This window comes from Caenibius tardaugens NBRC 16725 (genome assembly GCF_003860345.1).
Lineage (GTDB): Bacteria > Pseudomonadota > Alphaproteobacteria > Sphingomonadales > Sphingomonadaceae > Caenibius > Caenibius tardaugens.
In genome coordinates this window covers 2,921,356-2,946,766 of record NZ_CP034179.1, presented here as the reverse complement: position 1 = coordinate 2,946,766, position 25,411 = coordinate 2,921,356, and the positions used below count along the sequence as shown (strand labels likewise).

The following is a 25,411-nucleotide window of genomic DNA, read 5'->3' as shown; positions in this document are numbered from 1 at the left end:
GCATGCTTCGGGGAAAGAAAATTGACACGACCTCATTTGTTCATAAGTAAGCACTTATGACACGAAAGCGCATATCTGGCCCGGAACGCCGCACGCTGATCCTCGCGGCGGCGCGGCGCGTGTTCTCGCAATACGGATATGAAGGCGCAAAGACGCTGCAGATCGCGCGTGAAGCAAATGTCTCGGAAGCGCTCGTCTATCGCCATTTCCCTTCGAAGCTCGCGCTCTATCGCGCGGTCATGCGTCAGGTCTTCAAGGAACAGGACGATCATTATCAATTGCTCGGCCTGCAGGAAACGAATGCGGCAGGCCTGATCCGCACGCTCAAGACCTATTTCCGTACTGTCATCGCGGAAGCGGAAGAAGACCAGGAACAACGTTTTCGCATGACACTGGCCAGCCTTGCCGGTGATGGAAACTATGCCAGTCTGATCTATCGCCGTTCCCAGCGTCTCAACGCGAAAAAAGTGGGTGAAGCGCACAAAAATGCGCGCGAAAGCGGCGAAATTACCGGAAAGCCGCTGAGCGTCGCCAACACCGCGATGTTCATCGAACATGTGGGCACCATGATCAGCGCGATCCGCGCCCTGGCCCCCGCGTCGCGGCCTTACGATTCCGATAACGAGGATTTGGCGATGGATGCCCTATGGTTCTGTTGCCGGGGCATCGGGCTGACCGACGACGTCATCGCGCGCTATATCGACGCATGAAAAAGGGCGAGCCTGCGGGCCCGCCCTTCTCCAACAGATATCAGACAACCGTGCCTAGCTGATGACGTAATCGGCCATCTTCGGCGCTGCCATGGCTTCGGCAAAGGCGTCGTAGCTCCACGGCCAGCTTGCCGGAACGCCCGTGGCATCGAGGTACCAGCTCGAACAACCCGAACCGAAAATCGTCTTCTTGGCTGCGGCGATACGCCGTTCCTCGTAATCTTCGTGTGCGGCCGCGCTCGGCGCGACAGCCTTCGCCTCACCCTTGCGGATCAGGTCGAGCAACTGCTCGATATAGTCCCACTGGCGTTCAGCAATATCGATAAGCGAGAAGTTGCCCACTGGCCCGGTTGGCCCGTTGAGCATGAAGAAATTGGGGAATTCCGGGATTGTCACGGCATAATAGGCCGTCGGGCGCGTGGCCCAGGCATCGTCCAGCGAACGGCCGCCTTCGCCCAGCACCGTGGTCGGACGGATAAAGCGATCCGCCTTGAAACCCGTTGCAAGGATCAGCGTGTCGAGTTCGTGGAACGTGCCGTCCTTCATCCGCACGCCTTTCGGTTCGACCCGTTCGATACCGCCCGTTTCGACATAGACCGAAGGCTTCTGCACTTCATCGTAATAGCACCAGGAATAGACCAGCCGCTTGCACGCCGCCTGATAATTCGGCGTCAGCTTCGCCCGCAGTTCCGGATCGGTGATCTTGGCATTGAGATACTGTTCGCACAGATCCTGCACCGCCTTGATCTCGGGGCTGTTGAAGTCGGTGATACCGTCAGTGAAGCGGCGGACATTGCCGATATATTCATCGCTGAAGCGGATCGCATCCATCAGCGCAGGGTCATTGCGGAAGGCTTCGCGGTCTGCATCCGAATAGGCAAACTGTTCGACCGGCATGATCCACTGCGGCGAACGCTGGAAGTGGACCAGCTTCTCCACCTTGTCGGCCAGTGCCGTGACAATCTGGATACCGGTGGAACCACAACCGACCAGACCCACCTTCGCGCCATCGATCCGGGCGTCATCATCCCAACGGGCGGTATGGAACGCATGGCCTTCAAAGGTGTCGAGACCGGGAATATCCGGCACATTAACATGGTGCAGCACGCCCGATGCCGCGATCACGACGTCGACCTCGACCTGTTCACCGCCAATCAAGCCCAGCTTCCAGACCTGCCGTTCATCGTCCCACGCGGTAGAAACGACTTCGCTGTTGAAACGGATATGCGGCGTCACGCCGTACTTTTCTGCCGTCTTCTCGAAATAGGTCTGGATTTCACCGCCATCGGCATAGAACGCCCTCCACTCCGGATAGGGTTCGAAGCTGTAGGTGTAGGCATGGGCAGGCACGTCGCACGTCAGGCCCGGATAGCGGTTTTCACGCCATGTGCCGCCCAGACGCGCCGCTTTTTCATAGACGGTGAAGTCTTCGCCACGCTGCTTCAGCCTGATGGCCGCGAGCACACCGGCCATGCCGGCCCCGATCACCGCATAGCGCAACTTGCGTTCTGACCCGTTATTCACAGAGGACATATCCAAACCTCGTTCCCGTTACTGTTCTGATGGTGGGCAGTCGCACAGTCTGCGCCTGCCCACATCACCCGATAGGGTTACGTAACGGAGCGAAATGAAATTCCTGTCCCGCCCCGATCAACGCATCAGCGCGCCGCCATTGACGTGCATGACCTGCCCGTTGATCCAGCGGCCGTCTTCGGACAGCAGCAGGGCCACCATAGCCGCGATATCATCCACGCTGCCCAGCCGGGTGCTGCTGACACCCCGGAGGCACTGTTCGACGAAATCAGGGGGGACCTGCCCGCCCGCGATCATTTCCGGTGTCAGGACGAAACCGGGGGCAACGGCATTGGCGGTAAGCCCTTCCTTGCCCCAACGCCGGGCGACGTGGCGCATCAGTGCGTTCAGCCCGCTTTTCGACGCGGCATAGGAAGGGCGGGTCGGCTCACCCTCATGCCCGGCTGCCGAACTGGTGTAGACGATCGCACCCCCGCCACTGGCCAGGAGATGCGGCAGGACCGCCTTGGTGCAACGCAGATGCCCGCGCAGGTTCACGTCGATCGTGCGATCGAACACCTCCAGATCGACGTCGAGCGCATCGCTGTCCTGAAAGATTACGCGCAAGTCCGCCGCGTTGATATGCGCGCCATCCAGCCTGCCAAAATGATCCACCGCGGTTTTCACAGCCGCATCCACAGCCGCCTGATCGGTGATATCGACCGCCACGGAAATGGCATCGCCACCGACTGCACGCACACCGTCGGCAACAGCCGCCGCGGCATCCCCATTGATGTCCGCCACGCACACGCGTGCGCCTTCCTTGGCAAGCCGTCTGACCGTGGCCGCACCAATGCCGGTGCCTGCGCCGATAACGATAACGCACTTGCCTTCCAGCCGCTCACTCATCCCGGGATCTCCTCCATGCAATATATGAGGTGATGGCTAACTTGCGGCTTGGGGCGGTGCAAGGTGATGGCCGCTTTTGTGTCCGCCTTGGCACCTTATGCCGCTTGCCGTGCAGGCTGCGAAAGTGCGACCTAACCGGCCGCTGCGCCGCCGCGTCGCAATTCGCCATGAAGAAAATGATGGAGCTGCGCGGCCATGGTCGCGATCCCCACTTGCGGATCGCCCTCCCAATTGCGCACCCCCAGATAATAGCATGCGCGGTCGAGCTGGCTAAGCACCAGCCCAATACGTAACCGCGCGTCGGGATCGTACCGCAGATGGGCCAGCCCCGGCTCGCTGTCGGCGATCATGTCGGCCAGGACATCCTGATAGCCAGAGGTTTTGCCGTAAATTTCCTGATCCAGCAGCGACGCCTGCGCAAGGATGACGCAAACCGCTTCGTTCTCGCGGTAAAAGCGCACCATACGCGCGCACCAGCCGGTCAGTTGTTCCAGCGTTTTGCCAGGCAGATTCGCCAGTTCGCGATAATGCGGTTGCCAGACGGGCGCGAAGCGATCGGCTATCTCGGCAACAAGGGCCTGCATCGACGCGAAATGGGCATAGAACGATGCCCGGCTGACATGCGCCTCCTTGAGCACATCAGCCACGACACAGGCGGCATACCCCTTGCGCGTGAAGACGCGCACCGCCCCTTCCACCAGACGATCGCGCGTGGCCTCGCGCTGGGCCATTTGCAAGGCGTTGCCCCTGGCGTTGGGCGGCATGCCATCGGCATCTTCCATAGCGATTGCGTCGGCCATACAAACTGTATAGTCAGACAACTACACCGGCGGCAAGCCTTGATGCAGGTGGCCTGCCCCGGCCAAACGATAATCATAATGCGGAGCCTGAACCATGACCTCGAACCGTTTCCCTCACCTCCTCTCGCCCGGCCGGATAGGCACCATGGAATTGCGCAACCGCATCGCGGTGACCGCAATGGGGGTCAGCCTGTCCGAAGACGATGGGACCGTGGGTGAACGGCTGATCGCCTATCACGAAGAACAGGCCAAAGGCGGCGTCGGGCTGATTATTTCCGGGGTGGCCAGCGTGGCATGGCCCGTGGGTTGCGTGGCGTGGCAGCAGACAGCCATTTCAGACGACCGCTTCATCCCCAACCTCACGAAATTGACAGAACGCGTGCATGCCCATGGCGCAAAAATCGCCGCGCAGCTCCACCACGGCGGGCTGGTCGCTGGCTATGCCGCCGCGCGCTGGGGCCACCCCCTCTGGGCACCGGCCATTCCCCCTGCATCGAAAGGCAACTTCACCGACTACTTCCTGATGGAAGAACTGGCCGGTCTCGCCGGCATGACACCGCCTGAGATCAAGGTAATGGAACAGGCCGATATCGATCTGGTCGTCCAGCAATTCGCCGCTGGCGCCCGCCGCGCAAAGCAGGCCGGGTTCGATGGCGTCGAAATCCACAGCGGGCACGGCTATTTGCTGTCCTCTTTCATATCGCCCCTGACCAACACCCGCACCGATGCCTATGGCGGATCGTTGGAAAACCGCATGCGGTTGGTGCTGGAAGTGGTCGGCGCCGTCCGTGCAGAAGTCGGCCCGGACTATCCGGTATGGGTAAAGCTGGATTCGCGTGAAGTCGGCAAACCCGGCGGCATCACCGTGGAAGACGCGCAGCAATCGGCAAAGATGCTGGAGGCAGCCGGTGTCGATGCCCTGACCATGACCACCTATCACGATACCGGGGACGGCAAACTGCATTCGGAATCGCACACACCACATGTGGATGCCTGGAACCTGCCCGCGACGGCAAAAGTGAAGGCGGCGGTATCGATCCCGGTGCTCGGTTCTGGCCGCGTCGAACCCGATGTGGGCGATCGCGCAATTGGCAAAGGCGAAGTCGATTTCATCGCCATGGGGCGCAAACTGTTGGCTGATCCGCACCTGCCGAACAAACTGGCTGCGGGTAATCCCGAAAAGGTGCGCCCTTGCATCTATTGCTACACCTGCATCAGCGCGATCTACATGAGCGATCACGCCCGTTGCGCGGTCAATCCCGAACTGGGGTACGAATATCAACAAAAGCCCAAACCTGCGGGCAACCAGCATATTGCCGTTATCGGCGGCGGCCCCGGCGGCATGGAATCGGCCCGCAGGCTGGCAGCCCTTGGCAACAAGGTCACGCTGATCGAAAAGAGCGACCGTCTGGGCGGCACGCTGCGCTTCGCCTCGCTCGCTTACGAACCCAACGAACGCCTGCTGAACTGGCTCCGCGCCGAAGTGGCGGAAGCCAGCATCGACGTGCGCCTTTCCACCGAAGCAACCCCGGAACTGCTGCGCCAATTGGGCGTGGACAAGGTTATTGTTGCCACGGGCGCCATTCGCGGCATGCCACCGATCCCGGGCAACGATTTGCCACATGTGTTCTCCGGCGATGACATGCGCAACATGATGCTGGGCGAAAGCTCCAGCGAACTGAAGCGCAAGACCGGCCTGCTCACCCGGATGGCAACCAAAATCGGCGCCGCCACGGGTGTGACCGCCAATCTCGACGTGGTGCGCAAGGCCACGCATGCGTGGATGCCGCTGGGCCAGAACATCGTGATTATCGGCGGCGAACTGGTCGGTATCGAACTGGCCGAATTCCTGCATGAACGGGGGCGGACGGTCACGGTGGTGGATGAGGCCCCGCGTCTGGGCAAGGGCCTTCTCCTTGTGCGCCGCATGCGCATTCTTGCCGAACTGGCGGAACATGGGGTGTCGCTGCAGGCCGGTGCGGCGGATATCACCATCGACAAGGACGCTGTCCGCTTCGTCGATGCAGCGGGACAGGCGCAGACCGTACCCGCCGACAATGTGATCGTGGCACGGGGTGCCGAAGGCAATCTGGCGCTGGCGGAACTGCTGCGCGCCGAAGGCTTCACAGTGGAAACCGTGGGCGATGCCAATGGCGTGGGCTACATCGAAGGGGCGATGCGCGGCGCGGCAGAAGCCGTGGCCGCCATCTGATGGCTGTTACAATCTATTACTTGCAAACAACAACCAATCGCGTCTACCACTGCGCGTGACGGTCAGGCCTGCGGGCGGACCGGCGAACAATTTACCCTGTTGGGGCGGAGGGGGAACTCTTCGCCCTTTTTTTGTGCCAGTGCATTGGCGACCCCGCGGCAGGCGGGCGGATCAGCACTGTCAATGCTGGCTGTTCAACCGATAACGATGGGGGGTTCGCCCTTCAGCTTCGCGGAAGGCGCTGGTAAAACTGCTGACATGGCTGAACCCGCAACGATAGGATATTTCCTTGATCGGCAAGCCGGTTTCCCGCAGCATCTGGCGCGCTTGGCGCAGCCGCATGCCCGCCACGAACTGGCTGAACCCCAGACCACTCGCCTGCTTCAACGCGAGGGCCAATTGCCGCGCCGTCACCCCGCACAGATCGGCCGCCTCCGTCAAACTGGGCCGACCTGCGATGTTCTGCGCACAATAGGCTTCCAATCTGCGTAACTGTTCGTTCGCCGACAATCCGTCTTCATCCCCTTGCGCCAGCCGAAGCAGATCGACAGCCAGCGTGGCAGCAATACCGGCGATCAAGGTCTCGCTACCGAGACCGGGGTTCAACGTTTCCTCCGCGATGCGTTCCAGTGCCCGCACGATGTCGCGATTGCGGATATCGGTGCATTTTTCCAGCCGCGCGACATCAGATGGCCCGGCATTGGCGAAGGTTCCGTTCTGCCCGTGCTGTTCGAACCGGCACATCAGCATGGATGCCCCCGCTTCCTTGCCGAACATGTGCAATCCGATCCCCGCGGGGACATAGCTGACAGACCCGAACCGGCGGTACGGGCTGCGCGCGCGCCGTGAAATATAGCAGGCGTGAATATCGACCGGCGTGCGCGACAGGTTGAATGCCACCACATCGTGGCGCGCCGGTGCTAATTCCATCTCGCGCCCGAACCGCGCATCCTCGATCGTCACGTTCAATCCCGGAAGGTTCATTTCCACCACGCATACCCTTTCCACGGGCGGGTTGCGCACGCGCCGCTGTCATACGCAGCCGTGGCATCTCTCCCTAACTGGTGGTGGCGAGCCTAACGCACCGGCCATGCACCATACCTGAAAATCTTATATACTGCCGCGCGATGGATCAACAACTTGCCCCTTCGTCCGGCGCGCAGCCCCGCGCTTCAACCTCACCAGTGCGTGTCGGCATTGTCGGCGCCAATCCTGATCGCGGCTGGGGATCGGGCGTGCATCGCCGCGTTATCGATTATCTGCCCGACTTCGAACTGACTGCCGTGTGCACCACGCGGCAGGATACCGCAGAAAAGGCCGCCAGCCTGTTCGGCGCGCGCCATGCCTTTACCGATCCCGCGCAACTGGCTGCGCATCCCGATGTCGATCTTGTCGCGGTTTGCGTTCTGGCCCCGCACCATTACGCGATCGCCCGTTCCGCCCTGCTCGCCGGGAAGCATGTCTATTGCGAATGGCCGCTGGCGATCACTCTCGAGCAAGCGGAAGAACTGGCGCAGATCGCCGCAGATCGCGGGGTGAAGGCCATGATCGGGCTGCACCTCAATGGTGCCCCCGCCCTCCGCCATGCCGCATCGCTGGTGCAGGATGGCTTCATCGGCACGATGCAGGATATCAACCTGCACGTGCGTGTGCCGGGTTCGATCACGCAGACCATGGCGACGCGCGCCCATGGCACCCATCTTCTGTCGATCTACGGGGGCCACCTGCTGGGTGCGATCAGCAGCCATTTCGCCCCGATTGTGGGCTGGACGGCACGTTCGGCAATCCATCTCCCGCCGTTCGACGAAACCGGAACGCCCTGCACGCGCGATGCGCCCGATCATATCCTGATCCATGGCAAATTGGCCAATGGCGCACTGTTCAGCCTCGATCTCGGCAGCATGTCGTTTGCGGGTATGGAATCGCACTGGCGGATCGGCGGCAGCGGTGGAACGCTCCGTCTCGATTCGACCGCGCCCGATATGCCCGCGATGGAAGCGCTCACCCTATCCGGGGCACAGCTCGGACAACCGGTGCAGCCCCTGCCCCTGCCCGAAGCGCTCGATTGCACTGCCATTCCGCGCGCACCGCTGCGCTATTCGGCCTATCCCGGGGTGGACGCATCGCGCGATGCGCTGGTTTCGATCGGCAATCTTTATGAAGATCTGGCCCGCGCCATTCATGACGGCACGCAACCCTTTCCCGATTTCGCACACGGCGTGGCAATCCAGCGCCTCGCCGCCGAGATCGACCAGACATTGATCGCCAGCGCGCAACAGGGCGCGGCTCATAACGAGAAGGATAGACCATGAACCCGACCGCAGAACAGGCTTCCGCGCCACCGGCAGCCGATAACGATTCCGAAGTCACATCCGGCAATGCCGTGAGCTACATGAACAACCGCAAGCTGATCCACACCGACAGCAGTGTACTCGTCAGTTCGTCGAACTGGCTCAATGAACCGCGTGTGCGCGAATGGGTGGCGACCGAAAGCCTCCGGCGCAACGGACATGATTATCCGCTACTGTTCGGCATGGCATCAATGGTCAACGGACTGGACGATGCCCGTGATAACGAACGCATCGATGCGCTGATCAAGGCTGAACGCGCAATCAACCCGGCGCTGGATGCATGGTTCGAGGAGCGCTTCATCTCCACTTTCTCGATGGACGATCTGGCGCGCAATCCCGCCGGCTCTGTCGGGCGGCTGCTCTACGACCATATGGATGCACTGGGCCTCTCACCCGAACTCCTGCATCAGCGCATGGAAAACCCCGATTGGGCGCCTGAAAGCGATTTCGACTATTTCACGCTGCGCACGGGGCAAACGCACGATCTCGATCACCTGCTGGGTGAAGTCGGCTTCGATGTCATCGCGGAGATCTTCCCCACCGGCCTGCGCACCGGCAACATGTTCGCGCATATCAGCCCCGAACTGGCCGGGCAGTTGCTGGCCACGAATACCATGGTGATTTTCCCCTGGTTCATGCGCTGCATCCTGAACTATCCGGAAGCCTGGCCGATGATGTGGCACAACCTCAACCACGGTTACGAAGTGGGCCAGCAATCCGATCTGCTGTTCACCGCGAAACTGGAAGATATCTGGCACCTTTCACCCGCCGAAGCCCGCGATGCCCTGGGCGTGCGCGGGTGGAAAGGCCCGAATGACAGCCGGGCGGCCTCGCGCATCTTCGGCGAAGGGTATGAAATCATCTGATGGATGTACGATCCGAACTCTAGTCAGTATTTGCTTACAAGAACATTGACTCTCCTGCTCCGCCGATGTTTCTGACGGTACGGTCGGTTGGCGAATGCAACCGTATCCGTCTCGATCAGAAATACTACGGAGCAGGATGAAAATGGGCAGCTACAAGGTCACCGATGGCGTCGTCGAACTGGGCAAGGTGCGTTTGCCCCTGCCCGATACCGTCAGCCCCGAAGCGCGCGCCTATCTCAGCTTCGACCCCAATCAGGGGCAGCCTGAAGATGCCGCCCCCCTGCCGATGTGGAAAATGCGCGATGCCCTGGCCCCGGCGTTCGAAATGCTCAACCAGCAGGCCCAGCAGGCCTATCCCGTCGATATCGAGGAAGTGCAGATCGCGGGGGTACGCTGCCACCGGGTGAAGCCGATCGATGCGCCGGAAGCCAACAAGACCAAGGTCCTGATCAACCTTCACGGGGGCGGCTTCGTGCTCGGCTCCGGCTCGCTCGGCGAAGCGATCCCGATCGCCAATGAAACACAATGCGAAGTGATTGCGGTGGATTACCGGCTCGCCCCGGAACACCCCTATCCCGCCGCCGTGGACGATATCGTCGCGGTGTATCGCACCGTGCTGGAATACCATGCCGCCAACGACATTGCGCTGTTCGGCACATCGGCTGGCGGCTTCCTTACCGCGATGGCGATCATGCGCTTCAAGCAGGAAGGGCTGCCCCTGCCCTGCTGCTGCGGAGTATTCACCGCGGGCGGCGATTTCGCGGAACTGGGCGACACGTTCCATTACCTGACACTCGCCGGTTTCTATGGCCATGTCGGCGCACCGATGAACGATCCCTCCAGCGAACGCGCGGCGTTTCTGGGCGACGCCGATCCCAATGATCCGCTGGTTGCCCCGATCAAGGGCGATCTTTCGGACTTCCCGCCCACACTGCTGGTAACCGGCACCCGCGATGCGGTGCTGAGCTCCGCCGCGATGTTCCATCTCGCACTGCGCAAGGCCGGGCGCGATGCCGAACTCTACGTCTTCGAAGCGATGGCGCATGCTTTCTGGTACAGCGTGAACATGCCTGAATCCCGCGAAGCGATCCACATCATGGCGCGCTACTTCGAGAAGCACCTGTTTTCCTGACAGCATCGGGGCCGCCGTCGCGAACGGTGACGGCGGCAACGGCAATCGCCCCGAAGTCCTGTTCAGTACAAAGAGGAAGGCAAGCAAATATTGATCGCCATTGGAAACGGATTGTCTTCGGTGGCCACATAAATGCAAGTAACCACAGAGACCTGCGCCTTGACCTCAACCCAGTTTGCTTTAGCACATACCGGTGTGGGGGAGGAAGAGAACGGCCTATATTTGGCGCCGTCGTCATAGCAGGACGTTCGCGAACATCGCGCATGCCGCCCCTTCATTGAAACGCCCAAAGAGGCGACAAAGGGGAGATGTATGATGCTTGCCAATTCGCGAATATTGAAAAATGCCCTGTTTGCATCCGCCGCATGTGGCCTTGTCAGTCTGGCACAACCCGCGCTGGCGCAGGATGGGACCACCACGAATGACAATCGCGAAATCGTCGTCACCGGCACGCTGATCCGCCAGACATCGAGCCCTTCGCCCCTTGCCGTGGTCAGCGGGGAAGACATCGCGGCGCGGGCGCTGACCAATGCCGCCGAACTGGTGAACACCCTGCCATCCAACTCGGGCTCGGAAGCGGGAACCGACCAGTTGGGCCAGCCGCTCACATCCGGCACGGCCCAGTTCAACCTGCGCAATCTCGGGCTTGGTTCGACCCTGGTCCTGCTCAATAACCGTCGCCACACGCTGTCCGCTGTGGCCAACAACGATGGCAGCACCTTTGTCGACATCAATTCGATGGTGCCGCTGATCGCCGTGCAACGGCTGGAAGTCGTCAAGGACGGCGCTGCGGCCACTTATGGGTCTGATGCGGTCGCAGGCGTGGTGAACTTCATCACCCGCAAACGGGTGGAGCGTCCCGAGTTATCCGCACGAGTCAATTTCATAGATGGCGCCCGGCAGATCAACGTGGACGGCATTGCCGGCTTCGAAGTGGCGGGCGGCGATCTGGTGATTGCTGCGTCCTACTACAAAAGCACGCGTCTGGAATCGTACAAGCGCAAATTCTCCACCGCATCCACCTTCGGTCGCCCCGCGTGGCATTCGGTGTCGAGCTACGGCATGCCCGGCTCCTACTACCTGCCGAGCATCAAGAATTACCGGCCCGATCCCGATTGCACCAATGGCGCGTTCCCCGATAGCTACAAGAACTCGCCCGCCGACGCATTCTGCCGTTTCGATTTTTCAGGCTATTACGACCTGATCCCGAAGGAACAGCGGATACAGGTCTTCGCCAGTTATAACACCACGCTGGGCGATGCGATCAACTTCAACCTTGAAGCGGCCTACGCGAAAACAAAGAACACGAACACATCGTCGCCGTCCTTCCCGATCCTCGCGGTATCGCCCATTGTGCCCGCATCCCACCCCGACAATCCGTTCGGCGAAGATGTCTACTTCCGCGGGCGCATGCTGAACGGGTCCTATGGCCCGTCGATCACGCATAACAACTATGAAACATTCCGGATTGCTGGCGGGCTCGACGGCGAACTCGCGAAAAGCTGGAACTGGTCGGTCAACGCAACCTACAGCCAGCAGACCGCGCTGTACAACAAGCCTGACACGATCAAGTCCGCGTTCATCAACGCGCTGAACGGCCTGGGCGGATCAGGCTGCAACCCGGCCACCGGCACTCCTGGCGTGGGCAATTGCCATTACTTCAACCCGTTCGGGTCTGCCTATCTCGGCACGGGCACCGCCAACAGCCCTGAACTGGTCAAAAGCCTGATTGGCTATTCCGACATGCACGGCAAGGCCTCGCTGTTCACTGTCGACGGCGTCGTCTCGGGCGATCTGTTCCAGTTGGGTGACAAGCCGGTTCAGGCCGCTGTGGGCGTGCAATATCGGCGCAGCACCTTCCGCCACAATTGGGGCGATCTCATCAACGCTGGTGAACTCATCACGCTCGGTCAGGCCCCGGACTTTTCCGGATCGCAGGAAACCTATTCGGTGTTCGGCGAACTGAAAGTGCCGCTCGGCACCATCGCCGAAGCGAATTTCTCCGGGCGTTATGAAAAATACAAGGGCAGCTTCGGCCGCTTCACGCCCAAGATTTCCCTGCTTGCCTATCCGTTTGAGATGCTCACCCTGCGCGCCAGCTGGGGCAAGGCATTCCGTGCGCCGGGCGTGTATCAACAGTTCGCGGTACAGTCCGCGCAACCGGGTGTGACCGATCCCAAATCGGCCGCCTTCGTGTTCGTCAACACGCGAACCTTCGGCAATCGCAATCTTGATCCGGAACGCTCCACCAACTGGAACCTGGGGCTGACCTTCACCCCCGTGCGCAATGTCGAACTCAATTTCGACTATTATAACTTCAAGTACAAAGATCTGATCGTGAAGGAAAATCCGCAACCCTTCATCAATCAGGCACATCTTGATGATCTGGCCGGGCTGACCAACACCCCGGCGCAGCAACGCGTCCACCGCGAAATCAATGGCAACCTGCAGATGGTGGACCTGAACTTTATCAATGCCTCCTCCGTCGAAGTCGAAGGTTTCGATGCGGGCGCGCGGATATGGTTCGAAACCGGAATTGGGCGCATCGAAGCCCGCGCCGATTGGGCCCATGTGGTGAAGTACGATATCCGCACTGTCGCCGGCGGGGCCGTGATCGATGGTGTGGGGAGCGTCAATTTCAACAACCTCGGCCGATCCATGCCGCAGGATCGCGTGGAATATGGCGTGTACTGGTCTTCCGGCGCGCACAGCCTGAACGTGTTGGGCCACTATATCAGCGGCTACAGAAACGACCGTGCGGGCATCACCAACCCGCGTATCAAATCGCACAACACCTATGACGTCCAGTACAGCGTCACGCTCGATGGCCTGTTGGGCCTGGGCGGCACAACCCTGTCGGTGGGCGCCATCAACGTGTTCGACAAGGATCCACCGGTTGCCCAGCTTTTCCTGGGGTTCGATCCGATGATCCACGATCCGCGCGGCCGTGTGGTCTACGTCGGGCTAAATCAGAAACTGTGAAAGCCAACCCCCTGCCAGCTATCAGACTGGCAGGGGAACCTTCCCCATTTTTCGCGGACTTGGATATTCCCAAGCGGGTCAAAGTCATCCTAAGCAGGCAATCCGGGATAGGATGATTTATGACAGAACCTGATGCAAACCCTGCGGCGCAGCCATTGACATCGCGCCAGGCCAATTATGCCTTGATCGTTTTCCTGCTCGCCTATGTGCTGTCCTTCGTCGACAGACAGATTCTGGCGCTGATGGTCGATCCGATCAAGGCGGACCTTGGCATCAACGATGTCCAGATCGGGCTGTTGCAAGGGTTTGCCTTTGCCGTTCTCTACGCTGTGATGGGCCTGCCGTTCGGCATGTTGGCGGATCGCGTCTCGCGCCGGAAAATCATTGCCGCCGGGGTGATTTTCTGGAGCCTGGCCACCGCCCTGTGCGGCCTTGCCCGCAGCTTTGCCACGCTGTTCGTTGCCCGCATCGGCGTTGGCGTGGGCGAAGCGGCCCTGTCACCTGCTGCCCATTCCTTCCTCAGCAGCGCCTTCCCGCGCGAAAAGCTGGGACGCACCATGGCGATCTACAATCTGGGAGTGACCGGGGGCACCGGGATCGCACTGATCATCGGTGGGGCGGTCGTCCAGCTTATCGCCAGCAGCGGCAATGTGCATTTGCCCGTGTTCGGTGAACTGCGCGCCTGGCAAACTGCGTTTCTGGTCGTTGCAGCGCCTGGACTGATCCTGGCGCTGATGGTCCTGGCGACAAAAGAACCGCCCCGCCCACCCGCCAACAAGGATACCGGCAAACACAGCGTGCCCTTGCGCGAGGTGTTCCGTTATATCTGGACCAACAAGCGGACCTATCTTGGCATCTACCTGTCCGCCGGGATGTTCGGGATTTTCGGCTATAGTCTGGCCGGATGGTATCCCACGCTGCTGCAGCGCGACTTCGGCCTCGACGCAGGTCAGGCCGGCACCCTTATCGGCCTCGCCTATGCGATTATGGGCAGCCTCGGGCTGATCTGTGGGGGTTCACTGGCCGACCGGCTCACCAAAAAGGGCTATTTCGATTCCAACCAGCGCGTGGTGGCGTGGGTCGGCGCGGCTGTGGTTATTCCCGCCACGCTCACCCCGCTGATGCCGAACTTGACCCTGTTCACGCTCCTGCTGCTGCCGTCGATCTTTCTGTTCTACAACTTCTTCGGCTGCTCCATCGCCGCCGTGCAGCTGGCCTCACCGGTGACCATGCGCGGCACCAATTCCGCGATCTATCTTATGATCAACAGTTTCATCGGGCTGTCAGTGGGGTCGGTTGCGGCGCCTTTGACGAACAAGTACGTGTTCGGCGATACCAACCTTGCCATGGCACTGGCGGTTGTCACCGCAATCGGGTGCGGTTCGGCGGGCCTGTTCGCGCTCTGGGGTCTGAAACCCTATGGCAAGCTGGCCGAAAAACAGGCGGCGGTGATGGCGCAGCAATGACCCGCCATGCGCCGGTCCCGCACCGGTTTCTGCATGCGACGAGACGCGTGGGCACCTAGCCCTGCAATTCGTGTTTCAGCACCTTGCCTGCGGCATTGCGCGGCAGATCGTCGACGAACACCACGCTGCGCGGCACTTTGTAATTGGCCATGTTGTCGCGTGACCAGCCGATAATATCCTGTTCGTTCACCTCGGTATCGGGACGCAGCACGACAAACGCCTTGCCCACTTCCCCCAGCCGTTCGTCCGCCACCCCGATCACCGCCACCATCGACAACGCCGGATGGCGCGAAAGCAGGCTTTCGACTTCGGCCGGGTAGACGTTAAACCCGCCGGAAATATACATGTCCTTCAACCGGCCGGTGATGCGGATATAGCCCGCCTCGTCCATCGATCCCACATCGCCGGTATGCAGCCAGCCGTCGGCATCGATCGCCTCGGCCGTGGCCACGGGATCATCCAGATAACCGACCATCATAGCCGGGCCGCGCACGCGAATTTCACCGCTTTGCCCGCGTGGCAATTCCTGCCCCTCAGGCCCAGCGATAATCACCTCATTACCCGGCAGCGCGCACCCCACGGTGTTCGCGATAATCTCCGCCGGATCGCCCGGCACACAGCTGGTGATGACGGTATATTCGCTCATCCCGTATGCCGTGGTGAGATCTTTCATCCCCAGTTCGTTGCGGATGCGATCGATCAGGACGGCGGGCACGGACGTGGACCCGCTGGTCCCGCCACGCAGGGAAGAACTGTCAAACGGGTGCTTTTCCCGTTCGGCCAGCAAGGTCTGAAAAATCGTCGGCGGACCGGGGAAGAAGGTGATCCTGTCCTTTTCGATATGGCGGATCACCTGCCCCACATCGAACTGCGCCATCGGGTACATCACCGCTCCGGTGATCAGGCAGGCCACCCAGCCCACCTTGAACCCGAAACTGTGAAAGAACGGATTAACGATGAGATAGCGTTCGCCACGTGCGAGGCCGGTATTGGCGATCCACATCGCGATCTGGGGGATGACCCGGCCATAGGTCATCATCACCCCCTTGGGAAGCCCGGTGGTGCCCGAGGTAAATATCATGTCGGATACGATATCGGGATGCAGCGCATCAAACGCCGCGTCGACCGCCGGATCATCCGCGCCATGCCCCGTGGCAACGAAATCGGCAAAGCCGGTGTCGAGCAACACGATTTCCGCGAGGTCGGGCAGGTCTTCCCCTGCGAGGAGCGCGCGGTAATCGTGCCCCAGAAAGCTGTCGACCGTAAACAGCAGGCGGGAACGGGTGCGGCGCAGGATATCGCCTGCCTCGTGCCCCTTGAAGCGCGTGTTGAGCGGGATCAGCGTTGCCCCGCAAATCATCAGGCCAATCGCGGCCACCACCCATTCACGGCTGTTGGGTGCCCAGATCGCCACGCGGTCCCCTTCCCGGACGCCGCGTAGCAAAAGGGCCGATGCCGCAGCACGGCATTGGCCCCAAAGCTGGTTGAAGCTCCACGCTTCACCGTTTTCAACCAGCGCCGGGGCATCGCCCCAGCGCCGGGCAGCGAGCGCTGCCGCATGCGGAATGGTCTGCGGCAACGTTTCGGCCATTGTCAGGCGACTTCGAACAGCCCTGCAGCGCCCATGCCGCCAGCAACGCACATCGACACGACGACGTACTTCACGCCGCGGCGCTTGCCTTCGATCAGCGCATGGCCGACCAGACGGCTGCCGGTCATGCCGAACGGGTGGCCGATGGCAATACCGCCGCCATTCACGTTCAGCTTGTCCGGATCGATGCCGAGCTTCTGCTGACAGTACACGGCCTGCGAAGCGAACGCTTCGTTGATTTCCCACAGACCGATATCGTCGATCTTCAGGCCATTGCGTTCAAGCAGCTTCGGAATAGCGAAGACCGGGCCAATGCCCATTTCGTCCGCACCGCAACCAGCCACCTGGAAACCGCGATAGACACCGAGAACCGGCAGATTTTCCTTCTGCGCGGTGGCGAGGTCCATGATGACCTGTGCCGAGGCACCGTCGGACAGCTGGCTGGCGTTACCGGCGGTAACGAACTTGCCTTCCTGAATGACCTGACCGTTCTTGAAGACGGGCTTCAGTTCCGACAGCTTTTCGTACGTCGTGCCAGCGCGGATACCTTCATCCTGCGTCAGCGTGATGTCTTCCTTGCCGGTTTCGTTGCCTTCCTTGTCGAACAGCGCCTTCGTCACGTTGATCGGAACGATTTCATCGTTGAACAGACCCGCAGCCTGCGCAGCCGCCGCGCGCTGCTGGCTCTGTGCCGCGAAACGATCCTGCGCCTCACGGCTGACGTTGTAGCGTTCTGCCACCACTTCAGCGGTTTCGATCATGACCATGTAGGCATAGGGATCGTGCGCCTTCACGAATTCCGAGCGGTTGCGCCACTGCGGCGCATGCTTGTTGATCGTGAGCGAGACGTTTTCCGTGCCGCAGGCCAGCGCCACGTCGATTTCATTGGCCACGATGCCACGTGCCGCGAAAGCAATGGCATTGAGACCCGACGAACACTTGCGGTCCATCGTGAAACCTGCGGTCGAATCTGGCAGAACCGAACCGTGCACCGCCAGACGGCCGAGGTTGTAGCTCTGCGTGTTCCACTGGTTGGCGCAGCCCATATAGACATCGTCGATGCGTGCCGGGTCGATGCCCGCACGTTCAATGGCCGCGTTGACGACATGTGCCGCCATCAGCGGCGCTTCGGTGTCGTTGAATGCACCGCGATAGGCCTTGCCGACGGCGGTCCGGGCGGTGGAGACGATAGCTGCTTCGCGCATTTGCAATTCCCTGATTAAAAGCCGTGCATGTTCGACGGGCCCCAGTAGGCCCGCATTTCGATAACTTCATTGGCATCGTTGAAACGGAACGTGTCGATCACGTCGATCCGCTTGTCGGTGCCTTCAAAATGGAGGTTAACCGAGAAGGGGAACACCGCATAGTCTTCGACCACGCGGACCGGACCTTCCAGCTTGAGCTTGGCGCCCGTCTTCATCGATTCCGCATAAAAGGCGCGAACCGCGTCGCGCCCGACATGTTTGGGGGTGCCGATCGGATCTTCGACAGTGGCATCGACGGCATAAAGCGCGGCCACCCGATCGGGGCTGGCGGCATCGAAAGCCGCAATGTATTCTTCGACGGCTGCAACCATCTTGGCTGGATCGGGCATTGTCCTACTCCGTTGCGGGGCAGACACGGCATCGCCGCCTGCCCGTTCTGTGTCTCTGTTACCCATGTCTGCCGCATAGCCGGGCAGACCGCTGAAAACGGCGCCTGCCAGACACGTCATGCCGACCAGCGCCGTTTTCAAGACTGTCATTCCCTACTCGGGGAAATAGCGGTTGATCGTGTCGACCACACAGGCCGGACGATCCTTGCCTTCGATTTCCACCGTCACGCGAATGACGGCCTGGATCGCGCCGCCCTTCACTTCTTCGACCGACACGATTTCGCCAGTGCCGCGCACGCGCGAACCGACAACCACCGGATTGAGGAAGCGGGTCTTGTCCATGCCGACGTTCACGCCCGCAGTAAAACCGCGCACATCGATCATCTGCGGCATGAACATGTTGACGAGGCTGAGCGTCAGATAACCGTGGGCGATGGTCGCGCCAAACGGCCCGTCCTTGGCCTTCACCGGATCGACATGGATCCACTGATGATCGCCGGTGCAATCGGCAAAGGCATCGATGCGGTCCTGTTCGACCGTCAGCCACGCGCTGGGTTCCAGCGTGGTGCCTTCCTTGCCGAGCAGATCGCGCGGGTTGTTGAAAATCACTGCCATGGATCAGGCCCTCTGGCTGGAAACCGAAACGATTTCACCGGTCATGTACGATGCCAGATCGCTGGCGAGGAACATCATGACATTGGCGATTTCCCACACTTCCGCCGGACGGCCGAACGCTTCGCGTTCCACCAGCTTGTCGAGTGCTTCCTGCGTCGTCACTTTGGCAAGGAACGGGTGCATCGCGAGCGAGGGCGAGACGGCGTTGATACGCACGCCATATTCCGCCGCTTCGATGGCCGAACAGCGCGTGAAGGCCATCACGCCCGCCTTGGCTGCGGCATAGTGCGACTGCCCCTTCTGCGCACGCCAGCCGAGCACCGACGCGTTGTTGACCATGGCGCCCGATTTCGCCGCATACATCGTCGGCAGGAAGGCACGGGTCATGCGGAACAGGCTGGTCAGCGTCACATCAAGGACGCGGCTCCATTGGTCGTCGGTCATGTCGACCACGTCGACTTCACCGCCGAGACCGGCGTTGTTGATCAGCACGTCAACCTTGCCCAGCGCAGCCAGCGAGGCATCGCGCAGACCCTGCACGTTGTCTTCGTTGGTTACATCACAGACGAACGTGGCCGGACGTTCCACGCCCACTTCATCGGCGATGCGGTCGGCCGCTTCGCCCAGACGGCGTTCGTGGAAATCGCTGATCAGCAGCTTCGCGCCTTCTTCGGCCGCGCGCTTGGCAGCGGCGAAACCGATGCCCGTGCCGGCAGCGGCGGTGATGACGACAGTCTTGCCCTTCAGCAGATCGCGGGGTTCAGGATAAACGGGAATCAGGCTCATTTGTCACCTCTTGGTTCGCGAGGCAGGCCCAGCCCGCGCTCTGCGATAATGTTGCGTTGAATCTGGTTGGTACCGCCGTAGATCGTGTCCGAACGGCCAAACAGGAACATGTTGGGCAGCGCGCTCCACTCGTAAGCGTCGCCTTCCGCGATTTCACCGGCCTGACCGAGAACATCCATGGCCAGTTCGCCAAGATCACGGCGCCATGTGGCCCACTGGATCTTGTACGTCAGTGCCGCGCCATCAATCTGGGCGGAATCCGCATGCGATAGCATCCGCAGTGCGCCATACCGCATCAGGCGCAGGCCGATCTCAGCCTTGGCAATGCGTTGACGGATCACGGCATCCTTGTCGAGACCATTGGTCTTGGCGGCGGCAATGATCGCGTCCAGTTCGTTGCGGAAGCCCATCTGCTGCCCCAGCGTCGACACGCCGCGTTCGAAGGCCAGAAGGCCCATCGCCACGCGCCAGCCATCACCGGGGGTACCGATCAGGCTGTCTGCCGGGCAGCGCGCATCTTCGAAGAAGGTCTCGTTGAATTCGGCGTCGCCATTGATCTGTTCGATCGGGCGCACCTCGACCCCGGGCTGATGCATATCCATCATCAGGAAAGTCAGGCCCTTCGGCCCCTTCGAGCCTTCCTCGCTGCGGGCAACGACGAAGATCCAGTCCGAATAGTGGGCCAGGCTGGTCCAGACCTTCTGGCCATTGACCACCCATTCATCGCCTTCGAGACGGGCCTTGGTCCGCACATTGGCAAGGTCCGAGCCAGCATTGGGTTCGGAATAGCCCTGACACCAGATCTGCGTGCCATTGGCGATACCGGGCAGGAACTTTGCCTTCTGCTCTTCCGTGCCGAAAGCGAGGATCGTCGGGCCAGCCAATTCCACACCGATGTGGTTGGCGCGGTTCGGGCCACCCGCGCGGGCATATTCTTCCGCGAAGATTACCTGCTGCGCGATCGTGGCGTTACGGCCACCCCATTCTTCCGGCCAGCCGATCACCGACCAGCGGTTTTCCGCCAGACGCTGTTCCCAGTCCTTGCGGCGTTCGATCATGCTGTTCATCCCGGGCAGGCCCTTGATGTCAGCAAAATCGCCGTTTAGCTGGCTTTGCAACCAGGCAGCGCATTCGGCGCGAAATTGTTCTTCCGCCTGCGAAAAGCCGAGCTTCATGCTGCCTCTCCCATAATCAGGGCGGCAACCTGTTCGCGGTGCCAATCGCCATTGCCATACATGCTCAGGATCGAGCGGGCGCGCTTGAAGAACAGATGCGCGTCATGTTCCCAGGTAAACCCGATCCCGCCGTGAAGCTGGATCATGTTCCCGGCGCACATGAAGTAGGTATCGGCGCAGAAACTCTTGGCCGAATGCACGGCAAGGCGTGCCTCGTCCGAACCTTCGTCCACCGCACAGGCCGCCCAATAGACTGCGGAGCGGGCCTGTTCGATATCGACCAGCATATCCGCCAGACGATGCTTGTACGCCTGATACGAACCGATCTGACGGCCAAACTGAACGCGTTCCAGCGAATAGGCGACCGTGCGGTTCAACGCTTCCTGCGCGCCGCCCAGTGCTTCTGCCGAAAGACAAATCCATGCCCCGTTATGCAAGGCATCGCGCGCGGCGCCAGCATCGGCCAGAGGCTCTGCCGCCACACCTGCGAGCGAAACCGTGGCAAGCGGACGCGTCTGGTCCATCGTGGTATGCGTGGTGACCGAAACGCCCGGTGCATCCTTGCGCACGATCCACGCCCCATCGGCATTGATCAGCACAAAGACGTCAGCCGACGCGCCGTGTGGCACGAACTGCACATCCCCGGTCAACGTGTTGCCCGAAACGCTCAGGCCATAGATACTCTGCGCAGCGGCGATGGCTTCACCGCTGACCAGCTTGGGCAGCCATTCCGCCTTCTGTTCCTCGCTCCCGCCAGCAGCGATCGCTTGCGCGGCGGTGGCAAGGCCAAGCAGCGGCAGGGCAGCGACCTGCGCGCCCGCCGCTTCGGCGATGATGGCAAATTCAACCATGCCAAGCCCGGCCCCACCGAAGTCTTCCGGCAGGCCGACACCGGCAAGGCCGAGTTCGGTGCAGAACGATGCCCACAGTTCCCGATCGATCCCGTCCGCCTTCATGGCGGCGCGGGTACGTTCGCTGGTGGCATTGTCCTTGAAGAAGGCCTGGACCGTCTCTGCGATCATGACCTGTTCGTCGGTGAAGGCGAACTCCATGGCTCAGCCGGCTCCGTAAACGGGCTTGGCAGGTTCCCGTTCCTCAAGCAGGCGACGGACGATCGGATCCAGTTCAGCCGCCTCGAAACGGGCACCCTTGTTGTACGACGGGCTGTCAGTCCAGCCTTGCGACAGGAAGATATTGCCGCCTTTCAGCTCGAACACCTGGCCAGTCACACCCTTCGACCGTTCGGAAACGAGATAGGCCACCAGCGGCGCCATGTTTTCAGGAGCGAATTCGTCAAATGCACCGTCCGCGACGTCCATGTCGAACGCGCCGGTATCGGTCATGCGCGTGCGGGCATTGGGGGCCAGCGCATTGGCGGTAATACCCAGACGGGCCAGTTCAACGGCTTGAACCAGCGTCAACGACGCGATGCCACCCTTCGCCGTGGAATAGGCCGACTGACCGACAGAACCCTGCAGGCCCGCACCGCTGGTGGTGTTGATGATACGGCCGTCGACCGGATTGCCGGCCTTGGATTGGGCGCGCCAATATTCCGCCGCATGGCGGCTGGTGCAAAAATGGCCGCGCAGGTGCACGCGGATCACCGCATCCCATTCTTCAGGGCTGCAGGTAAAGAACATGCGATCGCGCACGAACCCCGCATTGTTGACCACCGCATGCAGCGCACCGAAATTGTCGAGCGCCGCTTCGACCATGCGCTTGCCCGCATCCCAGTCGGCCACGTCATCCGTGTTGGCGACAGCTTCGCCGCCCATGGCGCGAATTTCATCAACCACCTGTTCGGCGGCGCCCTTGGTCAGGCCTTCCTCGCCATGGGTGCCGACCCCGAGATCGTTGACCACAATCTTGCAGCCTTCTGCTGCCAAACCCAGCGCATAAGCCTTACCCAGACCGTTTCCGGCCCCGGTCACGATTGCTACGCGTCCTTCGCAAATACCCACTTCGTTACTCCTTCAAGACCTGAGGATCAGGCAGAGACCGGGATCAGCAGATGCTGGCTGAGATCCCCTGCCAGATCGAGCATGGAATAATCCCGCTCGGAAAAACGCCATTCGCCTTTTTCACGGACGAAGACGTCATGATAGCGCCCCGCACAGACCGCCTGCAGCGGCAGATCCGGCGTGGCTTGAAATACTGTGTAGTAAGAACGGCATGTCGCCGTCCCGGCCTTCTTGTCAACATCAACGATGGCATTGGTGATGACATGTTTGGTCCGGGGCGTGCCGCACGGATAAATCCGCACATTGGCCTGCCACAGGGCGAGCATCGGCGCCGCCCCTTCCAGAACCCCGCCGCCGGTCTTGATCTTCGCCTTGGCAAACAGTGCCGCGACATTTTCAAGATCGCCTGCGTCCATCAATTCCGCATAGCGATAGAGCAGGTTTCTGATCTTTGTTGCTGCGCCCATACCGATCCACTCCCAGACTGACTTGCCAGCACCGTCCCGATGGACCGGCGCTGGCAATAAAATCATGCCTCAAATGGATGAGGCGCAGCGCGTCAATCGCCTCAGAGGCGTTCGACGATCGTGACGTTGGCCTGACCGCCGCCTTCGCACATCGTCTGCAGGCCATAACGGCCGCCCGTGCGTTCCAGCGCGTTCAGCAGCGTGGTCATCAGACGGGCGCCGGTTGCACCGATCGGATGACCCAGCGCGATGCCGCCGCCGTAGATGTTTACCTTATCGTGCGGAATGCCCAGTTCCTTCATCCATGCCAGCGGCACCGATGCGAAAGCTTCGTTGCATTCGAACAGGTCGATGTCATTGATCGACATACCCGCTTTCTTGAGCGCATGCTGGGTCGCCGGGATCGGGCCAGTCAGCATCCAGATCGGGTTATCAGCACGGACCGACAGGTGATGGATACGGGCACGCGGCTTGAGCCCGTGGTCCTTCACAGCCTGTTCGCTGGCCACGAGCAGTGCGGCAGAACCGTCGCAGTTCTGGCTGGCAACACCGGCGGTGATCACGCCGCCTTCGTTGACCGGGTTAAGACCGGCAAGGCCTTCCAGCGTGGTCGTCGGGCGAATGGTTTCGTCGCGGTCCAGCCCTTCGAGCGCGGCGATTTCGCTTGCGAACCAGCCATTATCGGTGGCGGCCTGCGCGCGCTGATGCGAAGCGAGAGCGAACTCTTCCATCGCTTCACGGCTGATTTCCCACTTCTGGGCAATCATTTCGGCGGATTTGATCTGGTTGATTTCTTCAGTGCCATAACGGGCATCCCAGCCCTTGGCGCCGATGAACGGACCATCGTTAAACCCGAACTGCGGACCGACCATCATGGCCGAGGAAATCGGGATACGGTTCATCGCCTGGCTGCCGCCAGCGACAACCAGATCCTGCGTCCCGCTCATCACGCCCTGTGCGGCGAAATGCAGCGCCTGCTGCGAAGAACCGCACTGACGGTCGATCGTCACGCCCGGAACGTGTTCAGGCATCCCCGCCACCAGCCACGCAGTGCGACCGATGTCACCGGCCTGACCGCCAAGGGTGTCGCAGCAGCCCCAGACCACATCGTCAACGAGGTTGGGATCGATGCCGGTACGCTCGACCAGCGCGCTGATCGGATGCGCGGCGAGATCAGCCGGATGCAACTGGGCAAGCGAGCCCTTCTTGCGGCCAATCGGCGAACGGACGGCGTCGACAATATAAGCTTCAGGCATTTTCTGTCTCACGGGCAAAGGTCTGGTCTGGACCAGTCGGCTGAGTGAACATGCGGTTCGCAATGCGGCCGCGATGGAATGCTGGGCTGCCCCAGTATTGTTTCAGGGCCAATGCACGCTTGAGGAAGAGGTGCACGTCCACTTCCCAGCTGTAGCCCATGGCGCCATGCACCTGGATCGACGCCTTGGCCGCCTTTTCCGCGGCTTCCAATGCAACAAGCTTGGCATGGCTGATCCGGGCGCGGGCCTGTACGTCACGCTTCCCGATATCGGCTGCGGCGGCCAGAACCACCGGGCGGGCGAACTCAATCGCCACCTGCGCCGAAGCGAGGTGATGCTTCACCGCCTGATAGGAACCGATCGGCTTGCCGAACTGCTGGCGTTCCTGGGCATAGGCCACCGCCAGATCGACGGCACGCTGTGCCAAGCCGAGGCCCTGCGCCGCGCAGAACAGTGCGCCGCGATCCAGTGCCAAATCCCAGTCTGCCTTGCCCAGCGGCGTGGCATTGGCGACGTCCCATTCCACTTTGAACAGGCGGCGGAAAGGATCGATGCTCTCTTCGCGGGTCAGCGTGACCTGATCCGGGGTCGCCAGATAGGCCTCGCCATCCTTGTGCAGGATGATCGCACCGGCCAGATCGGCGTCGAGCACATAGGGGTTTGCCGGGTGCTGGATGGCGATGGTAGCCGAAGGATCGGCCAGCACTTCGCTATCGGGTGCCAGCGCGGCCAGCAGAGGCGCCGCTACACCGGCGCTTTCCGCCAGCGGTTCGGGCAGAGCCACGTAACCCGCCTTTTCCGCGATCAGCGCGAAATCGAGTTCGGTCAGGCCGAGACCACCCGCTTCTTCCGGCAGAAGCAGCAGGGTGAGGCCGGTTTCGACAATCGCGTTCCAGCGTGCATCGTCGCGCGCTTCACCACTTTCCATCTGCTTGCGCCAGTGATCGGGCGTGCAGGTGTCGCCAAACAGGGTCTGCGCCGTTTCGGCAAACATGCGCTGTTCGTCATTGAGGGTAAAATCCATGG

22 protein-coding genes are annotated in these 25,411 nt (G+C 61.1%); 7 read left to right on the top strand and 15 right to left on the bottom strand.

Translation table 11 applies throughout. The annotated features are described in order from the left end of the window. Positions 1-56 precede the first annotated feature (56 nt). A complete protein-coding gene (locus EGO55_RS13850; RefSeq protein WP_021688791.1) occupies positions 57-710 on the top strand; it encodes a TetR/AcrR family transcriptional regulator in 654 nt (217 codons plus the stop codon). Positions 711-764: 54 nt separating this feature from the next. On the opposite strand, the gene EGO55_RS13845 is transcribed toward EGO55_RS13850, so the two are convergent. From EGO55_RS13845 to EGO55_RS13835, 3 genes are all read right to left on the bottom strand, one after another. Continuing rightward, positions 765-2,243 (bottom strand): flavin-containing monooxygenase, encoded by a 1,479-nt coding sequence (locus tag EGO55_RS13845; RefSeq protein ID WP_021688792.1) that lies wholly within the window; start codon positions 2,241-2,243, stop codon positions 765-767. Positions 2,244-2,360: 117 nt separating this feature from the next. Continuing rightward, positions 2,361-3,131 carry an SDR family NAD(P)-dependent oxidoreductase gene (locus EGO55_RS13840; protein WP_021688793.1) on the bottom strand — a complete coding sequence of 257 codons (771 nt, stop codon included), beginning with the start codon at positions 3,129-3,131 and terminating at the stop codon, positions 2,361-2,363. A 131-nt stretch (positions 3,132-3,262) separates the two neighbouring features. Continuing rightward, positions 3,263-3,931, bottom strand: coding sequence for a TetR/AcrR family transcriptional regulator (locus EGO55_RS13835; protein ID WP_052023593.1), 669 nt, complete (start codon positions 3,929-3,931; stop codon positions 3,263-3,265). Positions 3,932-4,025: 94 nt separating this feature from the next. On the opposite strand from EGO55_RS13835, the gene EGO55_RS13830 reads away from it, so the two are divergent. Beyond that, positions 4,026-6,143 carry an NAD(P)/FAD-dependent oxidoreductase gene (locus EGO55_RS13830; RefSeq protein WP_040714693.1) on the top strand — a complete coding sequence of 706 codons (2,118 nt, stop codon included), beginning with the start codon at positions 4,026-4,028 and terminating at the stop codon, positions 6,141-6,143. A 180-nt stretch (positions 6,144-6,323) separates the two neighbouring features. Here the strand turns inward: EGO55_RS13830 and EGO55_RS13825 are convergent, their stop codons facing one another. Next, positions 6,324-7,166: a helix-turn-helix transcriptional regulator gene (locus tag EGO55_RS13825; RefSeq protein WP_021688796.1), complete on the bottom strand. Its 843-nt coding sequence runs from the start codon at positions 7,164-7,166 to the stop codon at positions 6,324-6,326. 104 nt (positions 7,167-7,270) lie between these two features. On the opposite strand from EGO55_RS13825, the gene EGO55_RS13820 reads away from it, so the two are divergent. The 5 genes from EGO55_RS13820 to EGO55_RS13800 all read left to right on the top strand — a co-directional run bounded on the left by EGO55_RS13820 (position 7,271) and on the right by EGO55_RS13800 (position 14,940). After that, complete coding sequence (locus tag EGO55_RS13820) at positions 7,271-8,455, top strand: Gfo/Idh/MocA family protein (protein WP_052023594.1); 1,185 nt, start codon at positions 7,271-7,273, stop codon at positions 8,453-8,455. Further along, complete coding sequence (locus EGO55_RS13815; protein ID WP_021688798.1) at positions 8,452-9,360, top strand: hypothetical protein; 909 nt, start codon at positions 8,452-8,454, stop codon at positions 9,358-9,360. Before EGO55_RS13820 ends, EGO55_RS13815 begins: the two co-directional genes overlap by 4 nt. Positions 9,361-9,502: 142 nt before the next feature. Continuing rightward, a complete protein-coding gene (locus EGO55_RS13810; protein WP_021688799.1) occupies positions 9,503-10,492 on the top strand; it encodes an alpha/beta hydrolase in 990 nt (329 codons plus the stop codon). Between the two features lie 312 nt (positions 10,493-10,804). Beyond that, complete coding sequence (locus EGO55_RS13805; RefSeq protein ID WP_021688800.1) at positions 10,805-13,474, top strand: TonB-dependent receptor domain-containing protein; 2,670 nt, start codon at positions 10,805-10,807, stop codon at positions 13,472-13,474. A 119-nt stretch (positions 13,475-13,593) separates the two neighbouring features. Then, positions 13,594-14,940: a spinster family MFS transporter gene (locus EGO55_RS13800; RefSeq protein WP_021688801.1), complete on the top strand. Its 1,347-nt coding sequence runs from the start codon at positions 13,594-13,596 to the stop codon at positions 14,938-14,940. A gap of 55 nt (positions 14,941-14,995) precedes the next feature. Here EGO55_RS13800 and EGO55_RS13795 read toward each other — a convergent pair whose 3' ends face one another. The 11 genes from EGO55_RS13795 to EGO55_RS13745 form a co-directional block, all read right to left on the bottom strand. Continuing rightward, complete coding sequence (locus EGO55_RS13795; RefSeq protein WP_021688802.1) at positions 14,996-16,531, bottom strand: AMP-binding protein; 1,536 nt, start codon at positions 16,529-16,531, stop codon at positions 14,996-14,998. A gap of 2 nt (positions 16,532-16,533) precedes the next feature. Next, positions 16,534-17,736, bottom strand: coding sequence for an acetyl-CoA C-acyltransferase (locus EGO55_RS13790; RefSeq protein WP_021688803.1), 1,203 nt, complete (start codon positions 17,734-17,736; stop codon positions 16,534-16,536). Between the two features lie 14 nt (positions 17,737-17,750). After that, on the bottom strand, positions 17,751-18,275 hold the full coding sequence (locus EGO55_RS13785; RefSeq protein WP_021688804.1) for a nuclear transport factor 2 family protein: 525 nt from the start codon (positions 18,273-18,275) through the stop codon (positions 17,751-17,753). Between the two features lie 3 nt (positions 18,276-18,278). Next, positions 18,279-18,740 carry a MaoC family dehydratase gene (locus tag EGO55_RS13780; protein ID WP_021688805.1) on the bottom strand — a complete coding sequence of 154 codons (462 nt, stop codon included), beginning with the start codon at positions 18,738-18,740 and terminating at the stop codon, positions 18,279-18,281. Between the two features lie 3 nt (positions 18,741-18,743). Next, positions 18,744-19,526, bottom strand: a complete 783-nt coding sequence (locus tag EGO55_RS13775) for an SDR family oxidoreductase (RefSeq protein ID WP_021688806.1) — start codon at positions 19,524-19,526, stop codon at positions 18,744-18,746. Beyond that, the gene (locus EGO55_RS13770; RefSeq protein WP_021688807.1) at positions 19,523-20,701 is read right to left on the bottom strand and encodes an acyl-CoA dehydrogenase family protein; all 1,179 of its coding nucleotides are present in this window, start codon (positions 20,699-20,701) and stop codon (positions 19,523-19,525) included. Before EGO55_RS13770 ends, EGO55_RS13775 begins: the two co-directional genes overlap by 4 nt. Then, positions 20,698-21,753 (bottom strand): acyl-CoA dehydrogenase family protein, encoded by a 1,056-nt coding sequence (locus EGO55_RS13765; RefSeq protein WP_021688808.1) that lies wholly within the window; start codon positions 21,751-21,753, stop codon positions 20,698-20,700. Before EGO55_RS13765 ends, EGO55_RS13770 begins: the two co-directional genes overlap by 4 nt. 3 nt (positions 21,754-21,756) lie before the next feature. Next, positions 21,757-22,662 carry an SDR family oxidoreductase gene (locus EGO55_RS13760; RefSeq protein WP_021688809.1) on the bottom strand — a complete coding sequence of 302 codons (906 nt, stop codon included), beginning with the start codon at positions 22,660-22,662 and terminating at the stop codon, positions 21,757-21,759. Positions 22,663-22,688: 26 nt separating this feature from the next. Continuing rightward, a complete protein-coding gene (locus EGO55_RS13755; protein ID WP_021688810.1) occupies positions 22,689-23,129 on the bottom strand; it encodes a nuclear transport factor 2 family protein in 441 nt (146 codons plus the stop codon). 101 nt (positions 23,130-23,230) lie between these two features. Continuing rightward, on the bottom strand, positions 23,231-24,385 hold the full coding sequence (locus EGO55_RS13750; protein WP_021688811.1) for an acetyl-CoA C-acetyltransferase: 1,155 nt from the start codon (positions 24,383-24,385) through the stop codon (positions 23,231-23,233). Beyond that, a complete protein-coding gene (locus tag EGO55_RS13745) occupies positions 24,378-25,409 on the bottom strand; it encodes an acyl-CoA dehydrogenase family protein (RefSeq protein ID WP_021688812.1) in 1,032 nt (343 codons plus the stop codon). The genes EGO55_RS13750 and EGO55_RS13745 overlap by 8 nt, the downstream gene beginning before the upstream one ends. Positions 25,410-25,411 lie beyond the last annotated feature (2 nt).

Bases quoted from the DNA above. Each gene is read 5' to 3' on its own strand.
- EGO55_RS13750 (WP_021688811.1), bottom strand. From the start codon at position 24,385: ATGCCTGAAGCTTATATTGTCGACGCCGTCCGTTCGCCGATTGGCCGC.
- EGO55_RS13835 (WP_052023593.1), bottom strand. From the start codon at position 3,931: ATGGCCGACGCAATCGCTATGGAAGATGCCGATGGCATGCCGCCCAAC.
- EGO55_RS13790 (WP_021688803.1), bottom strand. From the start codon at position 17,736: ATGCGCGAAGCAGCTATCGTCTCCACCGCCCGGACCGCCGTCGGCAAG.
- EGO55_RS13780 (WP_021688805.1), bottom strand. From the start codon at position 18,740: ATGGCAGTGATTTTCAACAACCCGCGCGATCTGCTCGGCAAGGAAGGC.
- EGO55_RS13785 (WP_021688804.1), bottom strand. From the start codon at position 18,275: ATGACAGTCTTGAAAACGGCGCTGGTCGGCATGACGTGTCTGGCAGGC.
- EGO55_RS13845 (WP_021688792.1), bottom strand. From the start codon at position 2,243: ATGTCCTCTGTGAATAACGGGTCAGAACGCAAGTTGCGCTATGCGGTG.
- EGO55_RS13745 (WP_021688812.1), bottom strand. From the start codon at position 25,409: ATGGATTTTACCCTCAATGACGAACAGCGCATGTTTGCCGAAACGGCG.
- EGO55_RS13850 (WP_021688791.1), top strand. From the start codon at position 57: ATGACACGAAAGCGCATATCTGGCCCGGAACGCCGCACGCTGATCCTC.
- EGO55_RS13800 (WP_021688801.1), top strand. From the start codon at position 13,594: ATGACAGAACCTGATGCAAACCCTGCGGCGCAGCCATTGACATCGCGC.
- EGO55_RS13830 (WP_040714693.1), top strand. From the start codon at position 4,026: ATGACCTCGAACCGTTTCCCTCACCTCCTCTCGCCCGGCCGGATAGGC.
- EGO55_RS13815 (WP_021688798.1), top strand. From the start codon at position 8,452: ATGAACCCGACCGCAGAACAGGCTTCCGCGCCACCGGCAGCCGATAAC.
- EGO55_RS13755 (WP_021688810.1), bottom strand. From the start codon at position 23,129: ATGGGCGCAGCAACAAAGATCAGAAACCTGCTCTATCGCTATGCGGAA.
- EGO55_RS13805 (WP_021688800.1), top strand. From the start codon at position 10,805: ATGATGCTTGCCAATTCGCGAATATTGAAAAATGCCCTGTTTGCATCC.
- EGO55_RS13810 (WP_021688799.1), top strand. From the start codon at position 9,503: ATGGGCAGCTACAAGGTCACCGATGGCGTCGTCGAACTGGGCAAGGTG.
- EGO55_RS13795 (WP_021688802.1), bottom strand. From the start codon at position 16,531: ATGGCCGAAACGTTGCCGCAGACCATTCCGCATGCGGCAGCGCTCGCT.
- EGO55_RS13840 (WP_021688793.1), bottom strand. From the start codon at position 3,131: ATGAGTGAGCGGCTGGAAGGCAAGTGCGTTATCGTTATCGGCGCAGGC.
- EGO55_RS13820 (WP_052023594.1), top strand. From the start codon at position 7,271: ATGGATCAACAACTTGCCCCTTCGTCCGGCGCGCAGCCCCGCGCTTCA.
- EGO55_RS13770 (WP_021688807.1), bottom strand. From the start codon at position 20,701: ATGAAGCTCGGCTTTTCGCAGGCGGAAGAACAATTTCGCGCCGAATGC.
- EGO55_RS13765 (WP_021688808.1), bottom strand. From the start codon at position 21,753: ATGGAGTTCGCCTTCACCGACGAACAGGTCATGATCGCAGAGACGGTC.
- EGO55_RS13775 (WP_021688806.1), bottom strand. From the start codon at position 19,526: ATGAGCCTGATTCCCGTTTATCCTGAACCCCGCGATCTGCTGAAGGGC.